The sequence below is a fragment of the Nannocystis sp. RBIL2 genome, from assembly GCF_026626745.1.
Lineage (GTDB): Bacteria > Myxococcota_A > Polyangia > Nannocystales > Nannocystaceae > Nannocystis.
Genome location: NZ_JAPNJW010000002.1, coordinates 686319 through 711916 on the forward strand (window position 1 = coordinate 686319; position 25598 = coordinate 711916).

The 25598-nt window shown below is 72.6% G+C and carries 18 protein-coding genes; 4 read left to right on the forward strand and 14 right to left on the reverse strand.

What is annotated here, in order from left to right; genetic code table 11:
* Positions 1-429 precede the first annotated feature (429 nt).
* The 5 genes from mqnE to OV090_RS28000 all read right to left on the reverse strand — a co-directional run bounded on the left by mqnE (position 430) and on the right by OV090_RS28000 (position 5206).
* On the reverse strand, positions 430-1671 hold the full coding sequence (gene mqnE / locus OV090_RS27980; protein ID WP_267707681.1) for an aminofutalosine synthase MqnE: 1242 nt from the start codon (positions 1669-1671) through the stop codon (positions 430-432).
* Positions 1668-2489 (reverse strand): hypothetical protein, encoded by an 822-nt coding sequence (locus tag OV090_RS27985; protein ID WP_267707682.1) that lies wholly within the window; start codon positions 2487-2489, stop codon positions 1668-1670. Before OV090_RS27985 ends, mqnE begins: the two co-directional genes overlap by 4 nt.
* Positions 2486-3310 carry a UbiX family flavin prenyltransferase gene (locus OV090_RS27990; protein WP_267707683.1) on the reverse strand — a complete coding sequence of 275 codons (825 nt, stop codon included), beginning with the start codon at positions 3308-3310 and terminating at the stop codon, positions 2486-2488. The genes OV090_RS27985 and OV090_RS27990 overlap by 4 nt, the downstream gene beginning before the upstream one ends.
* Positions 3307-4074, reverse strand: a complete 768-nt coding sequence (locus OV090_RS27995; RefSeq protein WP_267707684.1) for a ubiquinone/menaquinone biosynthesis methyltransferase — start codon at positions 4072-4074, stop codon at positions 3307-3309. Before OV090_RS27995 ends, OV090_RS27990 begins: the two co-directional genes overlap by 4 nt.
* Positions 4075-4186: 112 nt before the next feature.
* Positions 4187-5206 (reverse strand): polyprenyl synthetase family protein, encoded by a 1020-nt coding sequence (locus tag OV090_RS28000; protein ID WP_267707685.1) that lies wholly within the window; start codon positions 5204-5206, stop codon positions 4187-4189.
* A gap of 428 nt (positions 5207-5634) precedes the next feature.
* Here OV090_RS28000 and OV090_RS28005 point away from each other — a divergent pair, with 428 nt between their 5' ends.
* Complete coding sequence (locus OV090_RS28005; protein WP_267707686.1) at positions 5635-7155, forward strand: trypsin-like peptidase domain-containing protein; 1521 nt, start codon at positions 5635-5637, stop codon at positions 7153-7155.
* A gap of 308 nt (positions 7156-7463) precedes the next feature.
* On the opposite strand, the gene OV090_RS28010 is transcribed toward OV090_RS28005, so the two are convergent.
* On the reverse strand, positions 7464-9209 hold the full coding sequence (locus OV090_RS28010; protein WP_267707687.1) for a DUF6178 family protein: 1746 nt from the start codon (positions 9207-9209) through the stop codon (positions 7464-7466).
* 29 nt (positions 9210-9238) lie between these two features.
* On the opposite strand from OV090_RS28010, the gene tilS reads away from it, so the two are divergent.
* Together tilS and ftsH are read left to right on the forward strand one after the other, a co-directional pair.
* Entirely contained in the window at positions 9239-10267 is a 1029-nt protein-coding gene (gene tilS / locus OV090_RS28015; protein WP_267707688.1) for a tRNA lysidine(34) synthetase TilS, read from the forward strand.
* Between the two features lie 130 nt (positions 10268-10397).
* Complete coding sequence (gene ftsH / locus OV090_RS28020; RefSeq protein WP_346660405.1) at positions 10398-12317, forward strand: ATP-dependent zinc metalloprotease FtsH; 1920 nt, start codon at positions 10398-10400, stop codon at positions 12315-12317.
* A gap of 155 nt (positions 12318-12472) precedes the next feature.
* Here the strand turns inward: ftsH and OV090_RS28025 are convergent, their stop codons facing one another.
* The 4 genes from OV090_RS28025 to OV090_RS28040 all read right to left on the reverse strand — a co-directional run bounded on the left by OV090_RS28025 (position 12473) and on the right by OV090_RS28040 (position 18051).
* Entirely contained in the window at positions 12473-12892 is a 420-nt protein-coding gene (locus OV090_RS28025; protein WP_267707689.1) for a hypothetical protein, read from the reverse strand.
* Between the two features lie 82 nt (positions 12893-12974).
* On the reverse strand, positions 12975-14579 hold the full coding sequence (locus tag OV090_RS28030; protein ID WP_267707690.1) for a hypothetical protein: 1605 nt from the start codon (positions 14577-14579) through the stop codon (positions 12975-12977).
* 468 nt (positions 14580-15047) lie between these two features.
* On the reverse strand, positions 15048-16280 hold the full coding sequence (locus OV090_RS28035) for an FHA domain-containing serine/threonine-protein kinase (protein WP_267707691.1): 1233 nt from the start codon (positions 16278-16280) through the stop codon (positions 15048-15050).
* 79 nt (positions 16281-16359) lie between these two features.
* Positions 16360-18051 (reverse strand): hypothetical protein, encoded by a 1692-nt coding sequence (locus tag OV090_RS28040; protein WP_267707692.1) that lies wholly within the window; start codon positions 18049-18051, stop codon positions 16360-16362.
* A gap of 162 nt (positions 18052-18213) precedes the next feature.
* Between OV090_RS28040 and OV090_RS28045 the strand changes: the two genes are divergently transcribed.
* Positions 18214-19194, forward strand: a complete 981-nt coding sequence (locus OV090_RS28045) for a beta-ketoacyl-ACP synthase III (protein ID WP_267707693.1) — start codon at positions 18214-18216, stop codon at positions 19192-19194.
* 745 nt (positions 19195-19939) lie between these two features.
* Here the strand turns inward: OV090_RS28045 and OV090_RS28050 are convergent.
* The 4 genes from OV090_RS28050 to scpB form a co-directional block, all read right to left on the reverse strand.
* On the reverse strand, positions 19940-20308 hold the full coding sequence (locus OV090_RS28050; protein ID WP_267707695.1) for a type B 50S ribosomal protein L31: 369 nt from the start codon (positions 20306-20308) through the stop codon (positions 19940-19942).
* A gap of 25 nt (positions 20309-20333) precedes the next feature.
* Complete coding sequence (gene rpsN, locus OV090_RS28055; RefSeq protein WP_267684656.1) at positions 20334-20639, reverse strand: 30S ribosomal protein S14; 306 nt, start codon at positions 20637-20639, stop codon at positions 20334-20336.
* A 65-nt stretch (positions 20640-20704) separates the two neighbouring features.
* On the reverse strand, positions 20705-21646 hold the full coding sequence (locus OV090_RS28060; RefSeq protein WP_267707696.1) for a pseudouridine synthase: 942 nt from the start codon (positions 21644-21646) through the stop codon (positions 20705-20707).
* A gap of 1122 nt (positions 21647-22768) precedes the next feature.
* A complete protein-coding gene (gene scpB, locus OV090_RS28065) occupies positions 22769-24892 on the reverse strand; it encodes an SMC-Scp complex subunit ScpB (protein ID WP_267707697.1) in 2124 nt (707 codons plus the stop codon).
* Positions 24893-25598: the final 706 nt, after the last annotated feature.

A 25598-nucleotide genomic window follows, 5' to 3' on the forward strand; every position in this document is an offset into this window, starting at 1 on the left:
TCTGCGCTGCTGGCCACTCGCGCCGTGCACGGCCCCCAAGCTCGATGGCCGAGGGATGGAGGGCGGGCGACCGGACTGTTCGAGCCGTCCCCGCAGCCCATCTCGCCGTCGACCGCGCCGGCTGTGACCTCCGGGCCTGCCTCCCCGAGCCAGAGGCGGTGCTGCGGTCGGCCGCTCGCGGCCTCCTGTTCAGGTCCAGCGGGACCCGCGGAGCCGTGAGCTCGGCCTCCGCGAGCGAGTCATCCAGCAGCGGCACCTCGTCCCGCGCGGCTTCGATCCTGTACCGGCCGCCCTCGGGCACCTCGCCGGATGACCTGGCTTAAAGACCAGGTCTTCACGGGCGCCGCGAGCCAGCGGCGGAGACGGCATCTCGCGCTGACGTTCGGCGTCGCGCCTCCCTGCGCGGCCCCATGCCTCGCGAGGAACAGCTCAGCGCACCACGGGCAGCTGCACGCGGTCGCTGTGCCCCGAGAACGGCACGCTCGCGTCCATCCGGATCTCCGGCAGCGGCGCTCCGTCGTCGACCCAGCGCACCCCGTAGAGCGTGTCGCGTTCGACGGCAGTGCGACCGGCCTCGCGGATGAGCCGCACCAGCTCCGCGCGGGACAGCGCCATCGGCGTGTCTGCGCCGGCCATGTGATAAATTTTTTCTTCCTGCACCGTGCCGTCGAGGTCGTCGACGCCGAAGCTCAGCGCGATCTGGGCCGTCTTCACCCCGATCATCACCCAGTAGGCCTTGATGTGCGGGATGTTGTGAAGCATCAGGCGGGCGACCGCGTACGTGCGCAGGTCGTCGACCCCGGTCGGCTCGGGCAGCTTGCGGAAGTCGTTGTGCTCGTTGTGGAAGGCCAGCGGGATGAAGGTCTGGAACCCGCCGGTCTCGGCCTGCAGCTCGCGCAGCGCCAGCATGTGCTCGACCCGCTCCTCGAGCGTCTCGACCGTGCCGTAGAGCATCGTGCAGTTGGTGCGCAGGCCCAGGCGGTGGGCCGTGCGATGGACCTCGAGCCACTGGCGCGCGTCGGCCTTGTCGCGGCAGATCTTGCGACGCACGCGGTCGGCGAAGATCTCGGCCCCGCCGCCCGGCATGCTGCCGAGGCCCGCCTCGATCAGCGCCCGCAGCACCTCCTCGTACGTCATCCCGTACTTCTCGGCGAAGTAGTGGATCTCGACCGCCGTGTACGCCTTCAGGTGCACGTCCGGGCGCAGATCCTTGAGCCCGCGCAGGATGTCCGTGTAGTACGAGAACGGCACTCCCGGGTGCAGCCCGTTGACCACGTGCACCTCGGTGATCGGCTGGTGCGCCCGCTCGATCACCTTCTGCCGCACCTGCTCGACCGTCATCGTGTACGCCTGCGGCATGTCCGGCGTCAGGCGGGCGAACGAGCAGAACTTGCAGTCCGCCTCGCACACGTTGGTCGGGTTGATGTGCAGGTTGACGTTGAAGTAGGTGCGGTCGCCGTGCAGGCGCTCGCGGACCTCGTTGGCCAGCGCCCCGAGGCCCAGCAGGTCGCGGTGGCGGTACAGCGCGACCCCGTCGTCGCGGTCGAGCGGCACCCCTGCGCGCACCTTGGCCGCGATCGCGGCGAAGCTCCGGTCGCCGGTGTGGATCGCCGGCGCGGCGGCGTCGGAGGCGTGGGCGGCGGCGGACGGGTGGGCGGCGGTTTCGCTCATGGCAATGTCTCCGAGGTCATGTCGTCAAGGACAGGTTCGAGCCCGGCCCGCTCGATCAGCGCGGCCAGGCCCGCGGGGGTCGCCTCGTCCGGGCGGGGCACCCCTGCCAGCGGCAGCTTGCGCGTCTGCGCCAGCGGCCCGGCCAGAGTGTCGGCGCCGAAGCCGAGCGCGACCTGGGCCAGGCGGATGCCCAGCAGGTCGTGCCGCGCCTCCACGCGCACCCGCCCCGGCAGGGCGACGCGAGCGGCCGCGATCAGGTGCAGGCGCATCAACCCGCCCGCCAGCGCGCAGAACGGCGCGACCGACAGCCCCTCCGGAGCCGCGGCCGCCAGCCGGCTCAGGTACTCGAAGTAAGCGCCGAGCCGGTCCCGGTCGACCTGCAGCACCAGGCGGTCGCCCGCCCGCAGCGCCCCCGGCTTCGGCCACCCCGGATCGCCGTTCGCGTTCGCGCCATGCCCGTTCGCACCTGTTGCATCGGACATGGCGCTCGCGCCATGACCGTTCACACCTGCCGCGCCGGACATGGCGCTCGCGCCCTGCCCGTTCGGACCGGCCCCATCGGACATGTCCGCAATTGCCTGGCCCGAGAGACCTGTCCCAACGGCCATGGCCTGAGCGACATGCTCCTCGGACCAGCTCCCCAGATCGACCAGCGCCGGCCCGCCGCCGCGCACCAGCGCCGCCACGGCCGGCGACGGGTGCTGCGCGACCCCGCGGACGAGCACCCGGCGGCCGAAGTGGGCCGCGCGGGCGGCCTGGGCGCGGGCGCCGGCCTCGGCCGGCAGGTCGAACAGGCGCGCGAGCTCGGCGGGTGTCATGCGCTCTCCGGGGCGCCCCAGCGGCGGGTCAGCGCGATGCGGAGCCCTGCATGGTCGAGGGCGCGGGCGACGACGGTGTCGACCGCCTCCTCGAGCGTTTGGATGCCGCCGTAGAAGGAGGGCACGGCTGGCAGGACCACGGCCCCGGCCTCGGTCGCCGCCACCATGTTGCGCAGGTGCACCAGGCTCAGCGGCGTCTCGCGCACGACCAGGACCAGGCGCCGCCGCTCCTTGAGCGCGACCTCGCAGGCGCGGGCCGCCAGGTCCTCGCCGCCGCCGTGGGCCACCCGGCTGAGCGCGCTCATCGAGCACGGCATCACCAGCACCGCGTCGGGCGCGTTGCTGCCGGACGCGAACGGGGCCGAGAAGTCCTGCCGATCCCAGCGGCGGATCTGGCTGACCAGCGGCGGCGACTCCGACGACCCGCCCGAGCGCAGCGTCGGCGTCCCTGACGGGCTCGCCGCCCGGGCCCCGCGCGCCAGCACGTTCGAGCCGAACACCTCGGTCGGCGGGTTGGCCCGCAACGGGCCCGACTCCCGCCTCGCCGCCGCCGCGCTCGGCAGCGCCGGGGGGACCGGCCGGTCCTCGGGCGCGTCCGCCGGGGCCGCGAACGCCGGCGCCCCGATCTCCTGCGGCATCGGCTCGCCGAGCTCCGTCAGCCACACCTGCGGCGCCGTCGCCGACGCCACCCAGTCGACCTGCAGGTCCTTGTGCGCAGGTTCGTTCGGCCATGTCCCGGCGCACAGGTCCGCGAGGACATGCAGCAACCGGCGGGCGTAGATCGCCCCGCTCGCCCCAGTCACGATCACGACCAACTTCATGTGCCACCTCCCGGCCGCTCGGCCCGGACGATCCCAGCCACCCCGCCGAACAGTCGCTCGCGCCCGATCACCCGCAGGCCGACCCGCTCGAGCAGCGCGTCGTAGTCCTCGATCGTCACGAACGCGCCGATGCTGCGCGGCAGGTAGAGGTACGCCCCGAGGTTGCCCGTCGCCGCCCAGCCGACCACCGGCAGCACCGTGCGGTTGTAGCAGGCGTGGAACGTGCGCGAGAACAGCCCGCGCGGGCGGAAGAACTCGAGCACCGTCAGCCGACCGCCGGGCCGCAGCACCCGCAGCTGCTCGCGCGTGGCCGCCTCGAGGTCGCTGAGGTTGCGGGCCCCGAACGCGCAGAACACCGCGTCGAAGCTCGCGTCGGGCTCGGGCAGCGCGTGCGCGTCCATCTCGCGGGCGACGATCCGCGCCCGCGCCGGGCCCTGCAGCTTGGCCTCGCCGACGGCCAGCATCCCGGCCGAGAAGTCGCCGCCGACGATGTCGGCCTCGGGGTAGCGGCGGTGCAGCTCGAGCGTCGAGTCGAGCGTGCCGGCGCACAGGTCGAGGATCCGCGGCCGCGCCCCGCTCGCGCCGGCCCCCGCGGGCAGCACCTCGGCGACCGCCCGGCGGCGCCACAGCACGTCGATCCCGAGGCTCATCCACCGGTTGGCGCGGTCGTAGCCGCGGGCGATGTCGGAGAACATGCCTTGCACGCGGGCCCCGTGGGCGTCGATCGCGGCGACGGTCTCGGCGAGCGGTGCGGGCTCAGTCATCGGGTCCTCGGGGCAGGTTGGTTCGGACAAGAACGTAGGGACAGGGCGGAAGCGACAGGGTGAAGCGAACAGGTACTTTGCGACATGTTCCTTGCGCCAGGCGCCCGACCGCTCAGCTGACGCGGCGCGACACGCTGCGGGCCAGTTCGACCAGGGCGTCGCGGGCCGACGACGGCGGCAGCTCGGCCAGCTGCGCGACCGCCGTCTCGGCGTGGGTCTCGGCCGCGCGGGCCGCCAGCTCGACCCCTGGCGAGGCGGCGACGCGGGCGACGATCGCCTCGGCGGCCTCGCCGTCGACCGGCGGTCCGTGGGCGAGCAGCTGATGGACCGCGCGCTGGAGCCCGGGATCGCGCTCGCACGCGAGGATCAGCGGCAGGGTCAGCTTGCCGTCGCGCAGGTCCTGGCCGCGCGTCTTGCCGGTGTCGTGGAGGTCGCCGGCGTAGTCGAGCACGTCGTCGGCGATCTGGAACGCGTAGCCGATCTCGAGCCCGTAACGGTGCAGCGCGACCGACCGCTCCGGCGCCGGCAACCCGCCCACGCTGGCACACCAGGCGATCAGCGCCGCGGTCTTGCGCTCGATGACGAGGTAGTAGCGGGCCTTGTCGGGCGCCGCGTCGCCGGCGATCTCGAGCTGCGCCACCTCGCCCTCGGCCATCCGCGTGACCGCGTCCGAAAGCGTCTGCACCGCGTGCAGCCGGCCCGAGTAGGCGATCGCCTGCATCGCACGCGCGAGGCAGAAGTCGCCGGTCAGCACCGCCATGCCGTTGCCGTACTGCAGGCGCGCGGTGGGCCGCCCGCGGCGGAATTCGCCGCCGTCGATGACGTCGTCGTGGAGCAGCGTCGCCGTGTGCAGCAGCTCGCCGACGGCCGCGATCGTGATCCGCACCGGGTCGATGAAGCCGGCCGCGCGCGCGGCCAGCAACGTGACCAGCGGCCGGAACCGCTTGCCGCCGGCGAACGCGAGCTTGCCGCCCAGCTCGGGGATGATCGCTATCGACGACTGCAGCAGCTGCTCGAGCCGCGCGTCCACCTCGGAGAGCTCGCCGGCGACGAGGCCGACGGCCTGCTCGAGCGCCGTTCCTGGGGTAGCGGGCGAGGACTGCAGGGCTGCGTGCGTGGCCGGAGGTGTCATTGGCAGGCGGCGCGGCGCGGCGCCGCAGGTGCGAGAGGATGCCAGAAACGCGCGCGCGGCTCACCTCGCCACCACGCGCCCGGCGGCCATTTTCTCACGCGGGCGCCCGGATCGGCCCGCCGGCCCGAGCATGACATGCCGGGGGCGAAGATCCGCGCCTGCGACCCGGCGTCGCGGCCGCAGGTCGGCGATCGCGCTGCCGCCCTTGCCAAGCACGATCCCGATCGCTGGACACCGGGCGCACCGCGAGACGGCATCGACCTCCCAGCGCCAGCGAGTCCGCTCGCACTCGAATCGAGCGAGCCCGCCGCTCCGCGACCCCGAACGAGCGCGAACCGCAGGTTTTACGAACAGCGTCCGCGGCCCTCCCTGGCGGGTCGCGGCGGCCGTTTGGGAATGCGGCGAGGACGCGCTAGGTTGTCCCGACGATGCCCACGAATGCCCCGGGACCCGAGCCGCGACCTGCGCGCGGCGAATCGCTGTGGATCGCCGCCGGAGCCGCGGTGCTCGGCGTGCTGCTCGGCGGGGTCGCGGTGCTGGTCGGCATCCAGACCGCGCCGCCCGCCGCATCTGTCCCTGTCGACAGCCCCGCGCCCTCCGTGCCGGTCCCTGCCCTGCCGCCCGTCGCCCCGCCGGCCGCGTGCGACTGCCCCGAGGTCCGCGGCGACGCCGGTCCGAGCCTCGTCGAGGCCGTCGAGCGCACGCGCGACGCGGTCGTCACCCTCAGCGGCACCGACGCTCTCGGCGCCGGCGTCCTGGTCGATGAGACAGGTCTGGTCCTCACCAACTACCACGTCGTGGCCGGCCAGATCCGCGACCCGCGGCAGCGCGTGCTCGGCGGCGTGACCGACGCCTCGGCCGTGGCCCAGCCGATCCGCGCCCGCTTCGTCGACGGCCGCGAGCTGCCGGCCGAGCTGCTGGTCGCCGACCGCGACCGCGACATCGCCCTCCTGCGCCTGCGCCCGGCCGACAGCGCCGAGCGGTTCGCCTTCGCCACCCGCGGGCGCTCGCACGAGCTGCGCGTCGGCGAGACCGTGTTCGCCGTCGGCACTCCGTTCGGGCTCGAGCACAGCGTGGCCCAGGGCATCGTCGCCGCGATCGGCCGCACCGGCCTGCTGCGCAGCCGACAGACCCCGCTCTTGCAGCTCGACGCCGCCATCAACCTCGGCAATTCCGGCGGCCCGATCTTCAACCTCCGCGGCCAGCTCGTCGGCATCACCACCGCCACCCTCGAGCGCGCCCAGGGCATCGCCTTCGCCATCCCCATCGATCACATCGCCGCCCTGCTCGAGGCCCTGCGCGCCGGCCATGGCGCGCGCTCCGGCCAGGTGGGCGCCGAGGTCGCCCCCCACGGCGAGCTCGACGACGACGCCCGCGCTCTCGGCTACCAGAACGGCCTCCGCGTCAGCCGCGTCCTGCCCGGCCGGTCCGCCGACGCCGCCGGCCTGCGCAAGGACGACCTGATCGTCGAGGCCCAGGGCCAGCGCTTCGACTCCTTCGGCACCGGCCCCGAGGCCCAGCTGCGCCTCGCCAACCACTTCGTCTCCACCGTCCGCGGCCTGCTCCCGGGCGAGGTCCTGAACCTCACCGTCGTCCGCGGCAAGGACCGGCTCTCGTTCAACATCCCGGTCGCCGCCGCCCCGCCCGACCAGCAGGTCCTCATCGACGCCGACGCCCTGCTCGGCCTCCGCCTCGACGAGTCGCGCCGCGAGCCGATCGTCAAGGATCTGCGCCCCGACGCCCCGATCTCGCGCAGCCGCGGCCGCGAGCTGCTGCGCAACGCCCGAGTGTCCGAGATCGCCGGCATCCCGGTCGAGAGCCGCGACGACCTCGGCCCGCTGCTCACCGAGCTGCGCCAGATCGGCCGCTTCGCCGCCGTGCAGGTCGGCTTCGTGCTCGCCGACGGCCGCGCCCTGCGCGTGCGCGACTTCCCGGTCTCGCCCGACTGAGGCGGCGCCACACAAATTCGCGGCGAAACCGGGTTCCCGGCCTGGGCCGACTGACGGCTGTGCCCGACGAACACGCGAGCAAGACCGACTTCTCGGCCTCCCCCGAGTGACTGGCTTCCCCCGACGAACACGCTGGCGAACCGGCTTCCCCGGTCTCGCCCGACCGTCGGCACCGTCCCGCGATGGTCGCTACACCGTCGCCCGCGTCTGGCCGATAGAGCATGTCTTCACGAGCATGTCTCAACGAACATGCTCGCTCGAACATGCTCGCTCGAACATGCTCGCTCGATCAAGCCAGCTGCCGCGCCTCAGGACGCCGACAGCCCGGTCTTGAGCCACACGCCGATCCGCTGCGGCGTGATCACCCCGCCAGCGCGCCGCAGGTCGACCGTGCCCTCCTCGTCGCGCTCGAGCGCCCCGAGCTCGACCTCGAGCCGCAGCAGCACCGCGGACACGAACGCCTCCGCGTGCTGGGGCGCCCCGATCGCCAGGCAGCGCTTGCGCAGGTCGGCGGCCAGGCCCGGCGCCAGGCGGCCGTTCACCAGCAGGTGATCGGCGGCCCAGGCCAGGTCGTCGGCGTCGACCGGGGCGAACGCCGCGGCTGTCTCTTCGGACATCCCGGGCAGCTGTCGGCGCAGCGCCGACGTGCGCACCAGATCGCCGAGCGTCAGGCGATCCGGCTCGTCGACGCGGCTCACCCACTGCGGGTCGATCGCGTAGCCGCGCGGGTCGAACGTCAACGCCGCCAGCGCGCCGGCCTGAGCCAGCAGCTCGGTCGCGCGGGCCACGTCGCGCAGGCCCGCGATCGGCCGCCAGCCGCTGCCGGCCGACTCGATCGGCAGCTCGGGCAGCCAGCGCGACAGCCCCTCGAGCGCGGGGCCCCACGGCCGATCGAGCAGCGACCCGATCTTCGCCAGCGAGACCCGGCCCTCGCGGTGCAGCGCCAGCGCCGTCTTGCGCAGCGTCGCCAGCGGCCCGTAGCCGACGCGGAACACTCCGCGCAGCCCGAGCGCCGCGATCCGTCCGGCCAGGAACGCGTCGACCTCGGCCGGCGGCAGGCCGAGGCCGACCATCAGCACCTCGAGGCCGAGGCTGACCGTCGCCTCGGCCTGGTGGAACGCCCGCTCCTGCGCCTTCGGATCGCCCGGCTCGCTGCGCTGGGCCGACATCAGCTCGTTGACCAACAACGTGAACTCGCGCGCGCGCACGCCTTGCTCGCCGGCCGGGAGCCCGCCGAGCACCCGCCGGAGCAGCCCCGCCGACGGCGACGGGAACGCCACCGACAGCGCCTCGCCCTCGCGCGCCGGGGCCGGGGTCGTCGGCTCCGCCGAGGCCTCGCGCGCCGACTTGGCGTCGAGCGGACGGAACAGCTTCATCGCCTCTTCCCAGTCGACGAACCCGAGGTCGGCGAGGCGACCGCTGCGCCAGCGCAGCAGATCTTCCTCGAGCTGGGCCGGCAGGGCCCCGCGCAGCGACAGCGTCATGTCGCGGCCGAGCTGAAGGTCGTCGGCGTAGACCCGCTCGAGCACGTGGATGGCCATGTGACCGAGCTCGTTGTCCGGCACCGCGACGATGAAGCCGCCGTCGGGCGTCTCGTACGGGAACAGCGCGTCGACGGCCGCCAGCGCCTGCTCGCGCAGCTCGACGTCGTCCGGATCGAGCTCGTAGACGGCCGTGCCGGGCAGCAGCGCCATCGTCCACATCTCGGGGTCCATGTCCTCGATCACGTTGCGCAAATGCCCGCGCCGCTTGCCCGTCATCGCGTACGCGTCGACGATCGCCACCAACCACCCGCGCGCCTTCTCGACGGCCAGGCGATCGCGCGACCAGCCGTCGAGGTCGAGCAGCGCCGTCAATTGTTCGGGCGACGCGTGCGGCAGCACCAGGTCGAGGCGGTCCTCGTCGCGCAGCCCGCGGGCGATCTGCACGAACGCGGTCGGCGGCAGCGTCGGCACGAGCTCGGGGAGGTCGTCGCGCTGCTCGAGCACGAGCGGATCGCGCTGCACGCTGGCGAGGTCGTAGCCGGCGCGGGGGAGCTCTGCGGGCGAGGTCATCGGCGGGAAGGTATCATCGCCGCACGCGCGTGCCACCCCGCCACCCGACCATCGCCAGCGCTCTCGGCCTGGTCCGCCGCAGCCTCCGCGCCGCCGGCTCTCCGCGGCGGCTCCTCGTCGCGTGCTCCGGCGGCGCCGACTCGACCGCGCTCGTCGGCCTGCTCCACCTCCTCGCCCGCGACGAAGCGCTCGCCTTGATCGTCGCCCACGTCGACCACGGCCTGCGCCGCGAATCGGCCGACGAGGCCGCGGCGGTCGCGCGTGCGGCCGCGCAGCGCGGGCTCCTCTCGGTCGCGACGCGCCTGTCCCTTTCGCCAGGTTCGGGCCTGCCCGCGCGCGCCCGCGAGGCCCGGCGCGCCGCCTTGTGTGCGTTCGCGTCGGCGCACGCGTGCGACGCGATCGCGCTGGGTCACACGGCCACCGATCAGGCCGAGACCTTGCTCATGCACGCCGCCCGCGGCTGCGGACTCGAGGGCCTCGCGGCGATGCGGCCGTGGGAAGCGCCGTGGCTGCGGCCGCTGTTGGAGCTGCCGCGGGCCGCCACGCGGGCGCTGTGCGAGCGCATGGCCCTGCCCTTCGTCGACGACCCGACCAATGCCGACGAGGAGCAGCCGCGCGTGCGGGTGCGCGAGCGCGTGCTGCCGGAGCTGCGGGACTACAACCCGCGCGTCGAGGCGGCGCTCGTGTGTCTCGCCACACACGCCGCCGACGCGGAGGAGGCGCTCGCCGGCTGGGCCGAGCGCGAGGAGGCCGCGCGGCGGCGAGGTCCTGCCGCTTGTTGGTCGACCGACGACCTGCACATCTTGCCGCGAGCCGTGCGGACCCGGGTCCTGCGCCGGATCTGCGGCCTCGGGGGCGCCGACCTCGGGGCGCTGCGAGCGGCCGTGATCGAGGACATCGACCGCGCCGTGCTCGCGCGCGCCGCAGCGCTCGGGGGCACCGACGCGGTGCTCCGGCCCCATGTTTGGCACCTGCGTCCCGGCCTTCACGTGCGCCTGGACCGCCAAGGCCTCACGCTCGCGGGGGCCGCTCCCGGCGCGGAGATCCCGGGCCCGTAGCGCCGAGGTACGGCCCCTGGCGGCGAGCAGAGCGGCGAACGTGCGCGATCCGAACCCTCGCGGCTGGCCGGGCGATCCGTCTTCCGCTATGCTCGCAAAGCTCCAGGCGCGGCTCTGGAACCTTCTCACCGTGAAACAGCAGACGAAGACCCTCCTGGTGTGGCTCGGCCTGATCGTAGGCGTGCTCGCGCTGGCCAACATGTTCAACACCAGCCACGAGGTGGTCAACATCTCGTACGCGAAGTTCGTCGAGACGGTCGACCGCGACTGGGGGTCGCTCAAGCACAGCTCGAACATGGTGATCGCGGTCCACCCGAGCTACGTCGACATCTCGTACGACCTCGACGGCAAGACCTACCAGGCCACCGGCCCCGTCGCCGAGAACCTGTACCAGAAGCTGAGCGAGAAGCAGATCGACTACCGCGTCGAGCCCGAGGAGGACAGCGCGCTGCTGCAGTTCGCGCTGATGTACCTCCCGCTGATCTTCATCGTCGTGCTGATGGTCGTGTTCATGCGCCAGATGCAGGCCGGCGGCGGGCGGGCGATGAACTTCGGCAAGAGCAAGGCGCGCCTGCTCAACGAGCACCAGAACAAGGTCACCTTCAAGGACGTCGCCGGCGTCGACGAGGCCCGCGAGGACGTCGAGGAGATCATCGACTTCCTCCGCGACACGCGGAAGTACCTGCGCGTCGGCGGCCGGATCCCCAAGGGCGTGCTGCTGATGGGCCCTCCGGGCACCGGCAAGACCCTGCTCGCCAAGGCCATCGCGGGCGAGGCCGGCGTCGCGTTCTTCAGCATCAGCGGCTCCGACTTCGTCGAGATGTTCGTCGGCGTCGGCGCCTCGCGCGTGCGCGACCTGTTCGAGCAGGGCAAGAAGAACGCCCCCTGCATCATCTTCATCGACGAGATCGACGCCGTCGGTCGCCACCGCGGCACCGGCCTCGGCGGCGGTCACGACGAGCGCGAGCAGACGCTGAACCAGCTGCTCGTCGAGATGGACGGCTTCGAGTCGAACGACGGCGTCATCCTCGTCGCCGCCACCAACCGCCCCGACGTCCTCGACCCCGCCCTGCTCCGCCCCGGCCGCTTCGACCGCCGGATCATCGTCGGCCTGCCCGACGTGCGCGGCCGCGAGGCGATCCTCAAGGTCCACACCCGCAAGGTCCCGGTCGACGACACCGTCGACGTCAGCCTGATCGCCCGCGGCACCCCCGGCTTCTCCGGCGCCGACCTCGAGAACCTCGTCAACGAGGCCGCGCTGATGGCCGCCCGCAACGGCCGCGACCGCGTCCACGAGGACGACTTCGACCGCGCCAAGGACAAGGTCCTGATGGGCTCCGAGCGCAAGAGCGCCATCATCTCCGAGAAGGAGCGCTGGACCACCGCGTGGCACGAGGCCGGCCACACCCTCGTGGCGATGAGCCTGCCCAAGGAGACCGTCGACCCGATCCACAAGGTCACGATCATCCCCCGCGGCCGCGCCCTCGGCGTCACCCAGCAGCTGCCCGAAGAGGACCGCTACAGCCTCGACCGCGAGCAGGCCCTGGCCCAGATCGCCATCCTCATGGCCGGCCGGATCGCCGAAGAGATCGCGTTCAACGGCCAGAAGACCACCGGCGCCAGCAACGACATCGAGCGCGCCACCGCCCTCGCCCGCAAGATGGCGTGCGAGTGGGGCATGAGCGACGAGCTCGGCCCGGTCGCCTACACCAAGGCCGAGAGCCAGCCCTTCCTCGGCCGCGAGATCCAGCAGTCGCCGAACTACTCCGAGTCGACAGCCCAGGCGATCGACCGCACGATCCACGACATCGTCACCCGCCAGTACACGCTCGCCAAGGAGCTGCTCACCACCAAGGCCGAGGCGCTCCAGCGCCTGGCCCGGGCCCTGTTCGAGCGCGAGGTGCTGTCCGCGGTCGAGGTGGCCGCGGTCATCGACGGCCGCCCGCTCCCGCCGATCCGCGCCCGCAACAGCCCCCCGGTGCCCGCCAGCGAGCCGAGCCGCAAGCCCGCGCCCGTGCCCCCGGGCGGCCTGGTCGCCGAGCCCTCCTGAGCAAACGCCGAGCGCGAGACGGCCGGGCCCGAAAAGCCCGGCCGTTTTCGTTGGGTCGTTCGGACATGTCCGATCGGGCATGCCCGTTCCGACATGCCTCAAGAGGCCGTCGCGCGGAAGCCGAACCGCTCGGCGAGCAGCTTGCCGGGTGCCCGTCAGCTGCCTGGCGGCCGGTCCGAGGGGCGCACCATCGCCGTAGCGATCACCGCCGCCAGCGTCAGCAACGCTCCGGCCGGCACCACGAGGATCGGCGGGCCCGGGTCGGTCGATCCGTGCATGAGCCCGCCGGCCATGAAGCCGGCGCCGACGAGCAGCGCGCCGAGCAATCCCGCGAGCCGGATCTTCGCGGCCCACACCTCGGGGGTGCCGAGCTGCCCGATCGACCAGGCGATCGCCAGGTTGACCAGCGCCAGGATCCCACCGTGCGCGTGGCCGAGGCGCAGGAACTCGCGGCGCAGCGGGTCGTCGACCCACCCGCCCGCGCGCAAGCCGATCATCGCCTCGAGCCACAGCCCCGAGGCGAGGAAGATCGCCAGCAACGCGAGCGAGAGCCGGTGGTGCCGTTCGGCGCGCACGGGGCGAATCTAGCCGCAGGACCGCTCGCTCGCCAAATCTTCCGTCGCGGGCCCACGCCTCGCTACCAGGCTTGAAAACGCCTCACTCCCCGATCCACAGCACCGTGCGCTCGCGCCGGGCCTCGAGCGCCTCGCGCTGCTCGGGGCTGAACGGTCCGCCGCCGAACGCCGCGCGCAGGGCATCGGCGGCCGGCACCCGGTGCTCCGCGTCGGCGTGCGGGTCGTAAGCGTCGACCAGCGCGACCTGCTCCGGCTCCGCGAGCTGCCGCAGCGCGCGCCAGGCGAACCACCGCACGGCCGGGTACTCGTCGTCGAGCCCGTCGGTGATCCAGGCGCGCCGCAGAGCGACCGCCACCGGCACCTCTGGCCGCGTCAGCGCGTGGATCGCCAGCACCCGCTGCAGCGGATCGCCGCCGACCAGGTCGAGCTGCACCCGCGAGCCCCACGCCTCGTCCGGCGCCGGCGGCGGCAGCGGACCCGGGTCCGGGAATCCGAGCCGCGGCAGCGCCTCCGCCGCCCACGTGCGGCTGCGATCGGCGTGGCACTGCGTGCAGGCGTCCGGCTGGTCGTGGCGGCCGATCCACGCCTGCGGCCGCGGCACCGCGATCCGGTGGCCGATCATCCCCTCGAGCAGGCCGTACGTGATCCGCGGCGTGTGGCAGCCCTGGCACGTGACCGTTTCCCCATGTCCTCCGTGCCGTGTCCCCGAGGACAGGTCCTCCAGGACATGGCACGAAGTACATGCCTTCGCCCCCGCGCGATCGCGGCGGACCTGCATGTCGGGCCGGTCGCCGTGCATCGCGTGGCAGTCGTCGCAGCCGAGCCCGCCCTCACGGCCGTCCTGGTGGCACGGCGACAGCAGCAGCCCCTGGTACTCGTAGGCCGACAGGCGCGGCGTCCCGTCGGGCCAGAAGCGCTCGGCGAACAGCGCCTCCCCGCCGACGGTCGCCTCGCGGAAGATCGGCCGCGACACCGCGGCCAGGTCGGTGCCCGGCAGGAAGCCGTCGCCCTCGCGCAGCACCGCCGCCACGTCGGCGCTGATCCGGTTGCCGTGGCAGCGCCCGCACACCCCGCTCTCGTCGCGCGGCACCAGCCGGCCCGGGTGCGCGATCGATCCGTCTTCCGCCCCGCCGGCCAGAAGGCGCCGGAACGGATCGGCGTGCCGCTGCAGGTGAGCCCCAGCCGGCCCGTGGCAGGCCTCGCAGGCGATCCCGAGCTCGCCCACGGTGGTGTCGAAGCGCGGCGCGCCACCTGTCTCTTGCGCCAGCCCCGGCCGCGGCTCGGTGTTGTGGCACAGCACGCAGTTGTCGTTCCAGCGGCTGAGGTGGCGCAGGTACGCCTCGGCGTCGCCGCGCGCGCCCTCCGGCTCGAGGAACGCGGCGTTCATCGGGATCCACCGCGCCGTGGCGACGTGCCAGGCGACCGGCAGGCGCCACACCTCGCCCGGTCCGCCGCCGCGGTCGAGCCGCGCCAGGTACTGCTGATAGCGGTGGCTGCCCACCGTCATGACCACGTCGACGTCGAGCAGCGGCTCTCCGGCCTCGCGCCCCTCGTCGTCGAGCGGCGCCACGCGCACGTGCGGGCGGCCCTCGGCGCCGCGGGTCATCGTCGCGCGGAAGCCGAGGTGATCGACGTGCTCGCCGGCGAACGGCGCCAGCACTGCCTCACCCTCGGCGCGCTGCGTCATCGTCCGGTGGTAGGTCGCCGACCAGCTGGCGTGCTCGGCCGGATGACAGGCGCGGCAGGCCGCCGAGCCGACCACCGCCGCCTCGCGGCGCGGCGCCGGTCCCCACGCGTCCGCCCGCGCGCCCGCCCACGCCAGCCCGGCCGCCGCCGCGAGCGCCCACGCCAGCGCCGGCCCGAACAGCAGCGCCGCGGCCAGGCGCCGCGTTCGTGTCGGTACCGGCTCAGCCTCGAGGCTGTCCTTCAGGACATGTCCAGAGGCACCGACATCGCTGTCCCTGAGGACATGTCTCGAAGCATCTCCGTCCCGAGCCTCGACCGTCTCGGCATCGCTGTCCCTCCGGACATGACCCGAAGCACTGACGCTGTCCCCGAGGACATGCCCTGAAGCGCCCTCGCCCCGCGCACCACTGCTGTCCTTCAGGACGTGTCCCGAAGCACTCTCACCCGCCGCGCTCGCCATGACGCGGCCTCACGGCCCCGTGGTGGTGCACAGACGGACGGCGATGTTGCGGTTGTAGAGCGTGAACACGGCGGTCTGGCCGCCCGGCGGGAACGGCATCGGAACGCCGGGCTGGAGCGCGCGGCCCTGGAACAGGGTGCCGTTCTGGCTGTGCAGGTCGGCGGCCCACACCCGCCCGCGGTGCAGGTACACGCACGCGTGCAGGCGGCTGAGCCGCGGCGAGCCGAGCACCACCTGGCACGACTCGTGGCGCCCGAGCACCAGCGGCCCGTGGCGCACGTCGAAGCGCTGGCGCGACTCGCCGTCGATGATGATCTCGGCCATCGGGTGGGTCAGCGCCGGGAACAACGGCGTCATGTCCGAAGGGTCAGGGATCTCCCACAGCCCGTCGGCCTTGGCCGCGCGCTCGAACTCGGAGGCCATCTCGCGCCCGCTGCCGAACCGCAGCCGCGGCTCCTTGGCCATCGCCTTGCGCATGAACGCGTCGAGGTTGGGCGACGGGTACGTCGCCTTGGCGGCGGTGTCGCGGATCGCCCCGGTGCGCACGCGCTTCGGGATCTGCAGCTCCGGCACCGGCGACTCGAGGTGCTGCCGCAACAGCTCCGGGATCGTGCGGCCCTCGAACGGCCGCCGCCCGGCGAGCAGCTCGAAGATGATGACGGCGACGGCGTAGCGGTCGGTCGCGGGGCCGACGTGCTTGGTGTCGCGGCACTGCTCCGGGCTCATGTAGTGCGGCGTGCCGAACACAGAGCCGCTCGCGGTCGCGGTCTCCTGCGCCAACCACTTGGCGATCCCGAGGTCGATGATCACCGGCTCCCAGCCGTCGACCGAGCTCCGCAGCAGCACGTTCTCCGGCTTGAGATCGCGGTGCACGACGCCGAGGCCGTGGAGGTCGTCGAGGCCCTGACCGACGCCGGCCAGCAGGCGATGCACCGACCAACAATCGCCGGGCCCGACCACCGCCGAAGGCATGAGCCCGTCGACGAACTCCATCGCCATCCACGTGCGACCGAACTCGTCGAGGCCCCACTCCTCGACCTTGATGACGCCGGGGAAGTTGGCCCCCGCCATCAGCTCGGCCTCGCGTCGGAACCGGACCGCCGCCTGGCTGCCCTCGTGCAGCTCGGCTCGCAGCCACTTGACCACGACCAGGCGCCGCTGCTGCACGTCGACGCACAGGTGCACGTCCCCCATCGACCCCTCGCCCAGCGGACGGATCTTGCGATAGGGACAGGGCTGCATCGCCGGCGAGTCTATCAGGCCCCGCCCGCCGTGCAGCGCCGATCGGCGCCGACCACCGGCGGGCTCAGCGGCGCGAGCATCAGAGGTCGATCGTCACCCGGGTGTAGGGCTCGGTCACGAAGCTGGAGACCTTGCCGTTGATCCGGAAGTACGTCAGGCCCGGGTCGCGCACGATGACCTCGGCGCCCTCGCTGCCCGCAGGAACGCGGATCGTCTGCTCCCCGCTGTCGGTCTTGACCCCGACTTCGCCGCCCGCGCCGCTCTTGAAGCGGATCTTCAGGATCGCCGTGCTGTCGGCGTTGAACTCGACCGGGAACGGGTAAAAGGCGCGCAGCTGGCGGTCGAGGTTGGCCATGCGCGCGTCGATCCCGGGCCCGCGGAACAGGTAGCCCTCGCCGAGCCCGCGCGCTTGTTCGCGCGCCCACGCCAGCTCCGACAGTGCCTCGCCGTAGCGGTTGACCTCGTCGTTGGGGTACTTGACGATCCCGCTCTTCTTCAGCTGGCGGACGATGCCCTTGTTCACGCCCGCCGCCGGAGTGATGACGAGCATCTCGGCCATCGCCACGTGGACTTCGGGCGTCTCCGCGCTGGCCGCCTGCGCGCGCGCGAGCGCGGCCTTGGCCCCCTCGACGTCGCCCTCGGCCAGGCGATCGGCGACCTGCATGCTCTCGAGGATCGCCATCACCTCCGCGTGCCCCTTGGTCTCCTTGGGCAGCGCCTTCACCACCTGGAGCGCCTTCTCGGTCTCGTGGTGGCCGCCGATCGCCAGCGCCCGCAAGAGCTTGATCTTGTCGTCGCCCGGCAAGAACTCCATCGCCAGCCGGAAATTGTCGTCGGCCTCGGCGAGCTTGCCCTCGCGCAGATAGCCGACGCCCTGCAGGCGATAGATGTCGGCGAGGAAGCGCTGGAACTCGGTCTTGCGGTTGGCCGGCAGCGTGTCGGTGTGCGTCGAGCCGAGCATCGTCCGTGCGCGCGTCACGGCGACGTCGACCTTCTTCTGGCGGTACAGCTCCTGCGCGACGCGCAGCTGCAACACGTACCAGCCGTCACCGCCCGCGCCGGGCGGGAAGAAATTGAGCCAGCGATCGCAGGTGGCGACGTCACCGCGACCCGCGGCCGCCAGCACGGTTCGCTCGCGGAACCCGAGAAATTCCGTCTGCGCCGCGGTGTCCTCGGGGCGGATCAGCGGCACCGCCTTCTCGATCGCGCGCGTCATGCCCTCGAGATCGCCGAGCTGTTCGCTGCTGCGCGCGACCGCCAGCGCGGTCGTGGCGTCAGGGATCAGCTCGGTCGCCCGCGAGTAATCGGTGCGCGCGCCCTCGAAGTCCTTGGCCGCCTCGCGCTTGCCGGCCCGCTCGAGCAGCAACACCGAGAGGTAGCGCTTGCACATGTCGCAAGACTTGCCGTCGCCCTCGCCGAGCACCTGGATCGCCTCGTCGAGGCGGCCCTGCGCGTGGATGACGCGACCGAGGAGATCGACGGCCTTCTCGTCGCTCGGGACCAGCGTGAGGCTCTCGCGCACCAACTTCTCGGCGGCCGCGGGATCTTGCTTGGCTTGGGTCTGCGCTTGGGCGAACTTGAGCGACGCCAATTCACGCTGGGCCGCGGCGCGGTCCTCGGGATCGCTCGCCATCGACTTGCGGAGGTACTGCTCGGCCCTGACGTCGTCATTCGCGTTGCGTGCGACACGGGCCTTGTCGAGCGACGAGGCGCACGCGACGAGGATCGAGGCCGCGAGGAGAGTTGCGCAGACAGAGAATGAAGAGCGCATACGGGCGAGGGGCAAAATGGCCCCGGTACTGTACCAGCCCGGGGCCATATCCCGGCAATTGCGTGCAAAAGGGTGTGTGTTGGCTCCATCCCTCTGCGGACGGCGCTGCCGCACATCTTTCTCGATTGCCGCGCAGTCGCAGGGTGAGCTAGCAGGTGACGCATGCGTCGGTTCAAGATCCTCGCAACTGCGCGCGCCTTGCCGCCGCGGGTGCTGACGAACGCCGAGCTCGAGACGATGATCGACACCACGGATCAGTGGATCGTCGAGCGGACCGGAATTCGTGAGCGCCGGATCGCGGCTCCCGAAGTAGCGACCTCCGACCTCGCCGCCGAGGCCCTGCTCTCGGCGTGCAACGCCGCCGGCCTCGGACCTGATGCGCTCGACGTCCTCATCGTCGCCACGTCGACCCCGGACACGTTGTTCCCGTCGACCGCGTGCTGGGTGCAGCACAAGCTCGGCCTGCGCGGGCCCGCGGCGTTCGACGTCAGCGCCGGCTGCTCCGGGTGGCTGTACGGCATGGAGCTCGCGGCCAGCTTGATCGCCGGCGGAGGCGCCCGCACCGCCGCAGTCATCGGCGCCGAGGTGATGAGCAAGGTCGTCAACTGGGAGGACCGCAGCACCTGCGTGCTGTTCGGCGACGGCGCCGGTGCGGCGATCCTCACGGCCTGCGAAGAAGATCGCGGCCTGCTCGGCTCGGCCTGGGGCGCCGACGGCACTCTGGCCCGGGTGCTCTATCAGCCCGCCGGCGGCACGCGTCAGCCGGCCAGCGCCGAGAGCGTCGCCGCCCGGGCGCACACCGTCCACATGGAGGGCAACACGGTGTTCAAGCACGCCGTCACCGCCATGAGCGAGGGTGCGATCGAGGCCCTGAAGCGCGCCGGCGTGACCCCCGAGGACGTCGCGCTGCTCATCCCGCACCAGGCCAACACCCGCATCATGGAGGCCACGCGGGCCCGCACCGCGATCGCGCCGGCGAAGATGGTGTCGGTCGTCGATCGCTACGGCAACATGTCGGCCGCGACGATCCCCGTCGCCCTCGACGAAGCCCGCGCCGCCGGCCGCCTGAAAGACGGCGACCTCGTGGCGATGACCGCCTTCGGCACCGGCTTCACCTGGGCCGCCCAGGTCCTGCGCGTGTGAGCGTGGGCGCGAGCCGGCGGACCAAGATCGTCGGCCGCAACAAGACCGCCGCGCCGAGTCGGCCTGCGAGCGAACGGCACGAGCATGACAAGCGTGATCGGCGGCCCGTGAATGACGGTCGCAGCAAGCCTCGGGAGTCGAGTCGGCGGGAGCACGCGGCCCACAGGCGGACTGTGAGCGACGGCCGCAGCAAAGGCCGCAGTGTCGCGCCCGCGCCAGGAGCGGACGGCGCGAGCACGCGGCAGACGTGACTGGCGGACGGTGAGCGACGGCGCTGCGAGACCGCAGCGTCGGGGGATTCGCCCTGTGTCGAGACCCTGCACCTGCGTCTCGCCAACGCAACGAAGCGCTGCTGGGCGACAGCGATCCCCGGGCCGCTCGAGTGGAGCGGCCCGGCCCTTCGAGCTTCGGCGATCACCGTCTCGCCTAGCCTCGTCATCGGGACATGTGAGGAGCCGAAGGGCCCTGCTCGCCGCGCCCGGCAGGTCCGCTCGTGCTCAGTCGGACATTCGAGGCACGCCGCGTTGCCGACGGCTCGCGCTCCTGCGAACAGGACGCAAAGGACATGTCGCAGAGGACATGTCACCCGGCTCACTCTCGGGGCACGAGCGACCTGCTCGGGACCGCGGACGTAGCTCGCGCACGAGCGCGAAGAGACCGTGAGCGACCCAAAGCGAACGCGCATCACGACCCGGAGGTCGTGACGCGCGTGGTGCTCGTCGTCGGACCGTGGGGTCCGACGGGGTTACTTCTTCTTCGCCTTGCCGGCGGGCTTGGCGGGCGCAGCGGCCTCGACCTTCGCGGGCGCCGGGGCGGCGGCAGCGGCGGCGGGCTTGGCAGCAACGGGGGCGGCCGGGGCAGCCGACGCGCCACCCTTGACGCCGTAGCGGCGGCGGAAGCGGTCCATGCGGCCCTCGGTGTCGACCTCGCGCGATTGGCCGGTCCAGAACGGATGGCTGAACGACGAGATGTCGACGCGGACGACCGGGAGGTCCTCGCCCTTGTGCGCGCGCGTGTCGCCGCCGGTCATCGTCGAGTAGGACACCCACTCGTCACCCGAGGAGGCGTCGACGAACAGGACCTTGCGGTAGCTGGGATGGATTCCGGACTTCATGACTCTCCTGCGGCAGGCGAAAAGTTCACCAGCTCGACTTGGTCACGCCCGGCAGTTCGCCCTTGAGGGCGAGCTCGCGGAGCATGTTCCGGCACAGGCCGAACTTGCGATAGACCGCCTTGGAGCGGCCCGTCAGCATGCAGCGCCGGGTCTTGCGGGTCGGGCACGAGTTGAGCGGCAGCTTGGTGAGCTGCGCCGAGATCGCGAGCTTGTCCTCGAGATCGATGTTCGGATCCTTGAGCTTGTCGCGCAGATCGCTGCGGCGGGCAGCGTACTTGCTGATCAGCTTGTCGCGCTTCTTGTCGCGCAAAACTTGAGAGTTCTTGGCCATACGAAGTCCTGGCGGAAATTGTCTTCACGACCCTGCGGGTCCTGAACGACGAGCGGGCGCGGACACTACCCCGCCCGCTTCCGCGGCGCAAGCCGGGACCGCGCCCGTCCGCCCGCATCGGAGGTCGAATCCTCGCCGTCGGCGCGGGGCCGGGGCTTGGCGCCGGGATGCGCGGCCGGCGACGCGGCCGCCATGAGGTCGTAGACCTCGGTCGGGGTCAGCGGACGAAACTCACCATCTGCCAGTCCGTCCGCTGTGACGTCGCCGATGGCGACGCGGATCAGCTTCAGCACGGGCCTACCGATGGCCTCGCCCATGCGGCGAATTTGCCGGTTCAGGCCCTGCCGCAGGGTGATCTGCACCCAACTGTTGGTCGAGGTGTCCTTGATGACGCTGACCTCGGCCGCCGGGCGGGTGACGGTCCCGTCCTCGAGCGTGACCCCCGTGGCCAGGGTCTCGAGCTCGGCCTCCGTGAGCTTGCCCTGGAATTTCACGTGGTACGTCTTCGGGATCTCGTGCCGCGGATGGGTCAGCGCAGCCGCGAGATCGCCGTCATTGGTCAGGATCAGCGCGCCGCGGGTGTGAAAGTCGAGGCGGCCGACCGGGTAGATCCGCTGCGGCAGCTCCGGGAACAGCGACAGCACCGTCGGCCGGCCCTCGTTGTCCTTGGTCCCCTCGGCCGAGCAGACCACGCCGTCCGGCTTGTTGAGCAGGAAGTACACCTTCTTCTCCAGCTGCACGCGCGTGCCCCGGACCTCGATCGCGTCGCGGTCGGGATCGACCTTCGTGCCGAGCTCGGTGACCCGCTTGCCGTTGACCTTGATCGCCCCGGCCGCGATCAGCTCCTCGGCCTTGCGCCGCGACGTCACGCCGGCCGCCGCCAGCGCCTTCTGCAGCCGCACCTTGGCCGGCCGGAGGATCTCCGGGGCGGCAGCGCTCCCCTTCTTCGCCCGGGTCTTCGCGCCGGTCCGCGCCGCTGCCGTCCGCTCGGCCTGCCGCAGCGCCACCGCGTCGGTGAGCCCACGCGGCGCAGTGCTGTCCTTCGCGCCCGCCGAGCGGGCCTTGGCCCCTCGCGTGGCGCTGTCCTTCGCGCCAGGCGACCGGACCTTTCCGCCGCGGCTCGCCGCGCCGGCTTGAGACCTGTCCCCACGGACAGCCCCGCCCGCGCGCGGCTTCGATCGGTCACCACGTTCAGCCCTGTCCTCCGAGGTCCCGCGGGCGGCCGACCGCCGCGGCGCGGACTCCGTCCAGTCGCCGCCGGCAGCCGCATCCGCGCGGCTGCGGCGCGCCGCCGCGTCCGACCGCTCGCCACGGAGCACGGCCCGGTCCCCTCGCTCGGTCGCAGCCGACCTGTCCCCGCGGACAGCTCGCCCTGCGCCCCGCGCCTCCGACCTGTCCCCACGGACAGCCCGGCCCTCGCGCCCTGCGGCTTCCGACATGTCCCCGCGGACAGGCTTTCGTGCAGCACGCGTCGGGCCTTCCGACCTGTCCCCACGGACAGTTCGGCCCTCGCGCTCCGCCACCTCGGACCTGCCCCCTCGGACAGGTTTCCGCACCGACCTGTCCCCGCGGACAGCCCGGCCCTCGCGCTCCGCTCCCTCGGACCTGGCCCCTCGGACAGGTTTCCGGGCCGCGCGCCCCGGCGCCTCCGCTCGATCCCCGCGGACAGTCCGGCCCTCGCGCTCCGCCGCCGCTCGCCGGCGATCGCTCGGACCCGCCTGCTCTGCGCCGTCACGGTCCGCGGCGGTCCCCCTGCCGCGCCGACCGCCGCTCGCGCCGCCGGCCCTGTCCCCCCGGACATGCTCGCCGCGCCCTGGCGCTTCAAACCTGCCCTTTCGGCCAGCCGCGTCGCCCGCGGATCCCCGGCGCTCGAACCCGCCCTTGGGACCCGAGCTCGCGCCGCCGCGAGTCTCAGCGCCCGCTCGCCGCGCTCCTGCAGCGCCGGCCGGACGGCCACGTCCGGCCCCGCCCTTGCCCGCGGGACGTTCCGCCCCGGCCGCATCCCGGCGCCCCTGCGCCTTGCCCTGTTGACGGGCGCCCTGCGACCGCGCGGCAGCCTTCGGTCCGCCGCTCCTGCCCTGGTTGGTCGTTCGCTTCATGCTCGCTGCTCCTCTGCGCCGTCTCGCGGCTCAACTCTGGGTTTCTTCGTCCTTGGCCGCCGACTCGTCCCGCGAGCGTCGAGGCCCGGTCGATCGATCGTCGTCCCCGTCACTCTCACGCGACTCCGCGTGGTCCGCCTCGGCGGCGTCCAAATCACTGCGCTCGTCTTCCGCCGTCGCGTCCTCGTCCGGCGAATCTTCGCGCTCGCTCTCGTCGTCCAGCGGCGATCTCTCGTCGTCCGCGTCCAGCGAGCCGTCGCGCTCGTTCACTTCGTCCGGCGGCGAACCTATGTCGTCTGTGTCCAGCGAGTCGTCGCGCTCGCTCGCTTCGTCCGGCCGCGGGTCTTCGTCGTCCGTGTCCTGCGAGCCGTCGCGCTCGCTCGCTTCGTCCGGCGGCGAACCTTCGCCGTCCCCGTCCAGCGAATGATCAAGGTCGCTCGCCTCGTCCTCGGCCGAGCCCTCGTCCAGCGAGTCGTCGCGCTCGCTCGCTTCGTCCGTGTCTTTGACGAGCGAGTCATCAGACTCGCTCGCTTCGTCCGAATCCTCGCTCAGCGAGTCATCGACATCGCTCGCTTCGGCTGCGTCCTCGTCCAGCGAGTCAATCTCCTCGCTCGCTTCGTCCGGGTCACCGCCTTCGGGGAACCCGTGCGAAGACCCGCCGTCCGCGTCCTCGTCCAGCACGTACCTGCGCTCGGTCTCGACGGCCGCATCGTCGGCGCTGTCGTTCGCCGACTCAGCTGGCTCGCTGACATCGTCTGCGAGCGAGCCCCCGTCGTCCGCGAGCGAGCCCCCGTTGTCCGCGAGCGACCTTTCGTCGTCCGCCAGCGAGCTCTCCCCCTCGGCGAGCAAGCTCTCGCCGCCCGCGAGGGAGCTCTCGTCATCCGCCTCACTGACATCCTCGTCGCCCGGGCCATCGACAGCTGGAGCGCCCTCGTCATCCGAATCCGCGGCGCTCTCGTCCGCAGAGTCGGCACGGGCACCCGCATCGACAGCTTGCGAGCCCTCGACGTCTCCGGCGCTCTCGTCCTGCGGCGAGCTCTCGTCATCCACTTGCGAGCTCTCGACGTCCGACGAGTCCGAGCGCTCCGTCTCGCTCACCCCGTCACCACCCGCGCCATCGCCGGCTTCGCCGACTGCGGCCTCGCCCACCCGCGAGCTCTCGCCCTCATCCGCCTCGCCGGAAGCGGCCTCGCTCGTCCCAGGCCCAGCGTTCTCCTTGGCAGCCGCATCTTCGCCGGAAGCGCCGTCAGCCCCCAACGCCACCCCGCTCTCGACACCAGCTCCGGCGCCCGCCTCATCGGAGACCTCGCCTCCGGCCTGGGGACTCGCCTCGGCGCTGGCGGGCACGTCCTCGCCCTGCCCGTCCCCGGCTCCGGTCTCACCACTCGCCGCCGGCGCTTCACCCCCGGCATCACCCGAGTTCTCGCCCGCAGCTGCGGCCGTCGCCTCCGCGCCTGCCTCTGCGGCCATGTCCCCAGGGCCATGTCCCTCGGGACCGGTGAAACCGAGCACCTCTTGCCCGAGCGCCTCGGCCACCTGCAGGTCGCCGAGCCGCTCGCGCACGGTGGCCTTCGACTCCTCCGACAGGTCGCGGAAGTCCCGCAGCGTCGGGAGGTCGCGCAGCCCGCGGAGATTGAAAAATTCGAGGAAGCGAACGGTCGTCCCGTACAGCAGCGGGCGCCCCGGTTCGTCCTTCTTGCCGACGATCTGGATCAGCTCGCGCTCGAGCAGCGACTTCAACACCGCCCCGCTGTCGACCCCGCGGATGTCGTCGATCTCCGGCCGCGTGACCGGCTGCCGGTAGGCGACGATCGCCAGCGTCTCGATCTGCGTGCGGCTCAGCTTCGCCGGCTTCGCCTGCAACATCTTCTGCACCCACACCGCGTTCTCCGGGTGCGTGCGGAATTGGAACCCGCCTGCCACCTGCGCGAGCACCACCCCGCGCGAGCTCGTCACCTCCAACAGGTGCCGCAGCGCCAGCTGGATCTGCCGCTGACTGGTCTCCTGCAACACCTTTCGCAGGTCCTTGACCGACAACGGCTTCGCCGCCGAAAACAGCAGGCTCTCCAAAATCGACACCAGCCGCGCCGAGGCCTCGCCCTCGATCCCGCGCAGGTCGTCGTCCGGGTCGATCGGCAGCTCGTCGCTGAGCACGACGCCCGGCGTGGCGGTCCGCGGCGCCGAGGCTGCCGCGAGAGCCGCTGCGATCGGATCCTCGCCGCCTGCGCCCTCGGCCGGACTCGCGCCGTCGCCCCCGTCTGCGGGTGCGCCAGCATCGGGCGGCGAAACCTCGTCACCTGTCGCTTCGGACAGCTCCGACAGTTCGCCCGACGAGGGCCCTGCCTCCGCAGTGGTCGACCTGTCCCCTCGGACAGCCCGTCGCTTGCGCGGCGCCTCCGAACCATCCGCGGCGCTGTCGGCTACCGTCTCTTCAGACAGCACCCCAGCGTCCGCCTCGACCTCCGCGCCGCTCTCGGCAAGGCTGCTCTCTGTCTCTTCGGACAGCCCCGCAGCATCGCTCGCCTCGGACGCCTCGCCGCTCCGCTCGGCCGCGCCGGCGTCCCCCGGATTTTCCGAATCTTCGCTCACGCGCTCGCGTCGCGCCTCGTCTGCCTGCTCGGCCGAGGCGCCCGGGGCCGCCTGCGGGTCCGGCTCACCGCCAGTATCCTCGCGCTCGCCGCTCGCTCGTCCCGCGCGTCCACGGCGTTTTTTCGGGGCCCGCGGCGCTTCGTCGTCGGAGCTCCCTTCGCCCCCGCCGCCCTTGCTGCGCGCCGCGCCCCGCCCGCGACGCCCCGCCCGCGGCCGCGACTCCTCTTCGGACGGCCTCGCATCGCTCTCCTCCGAGGCCTCCACGCTCGTC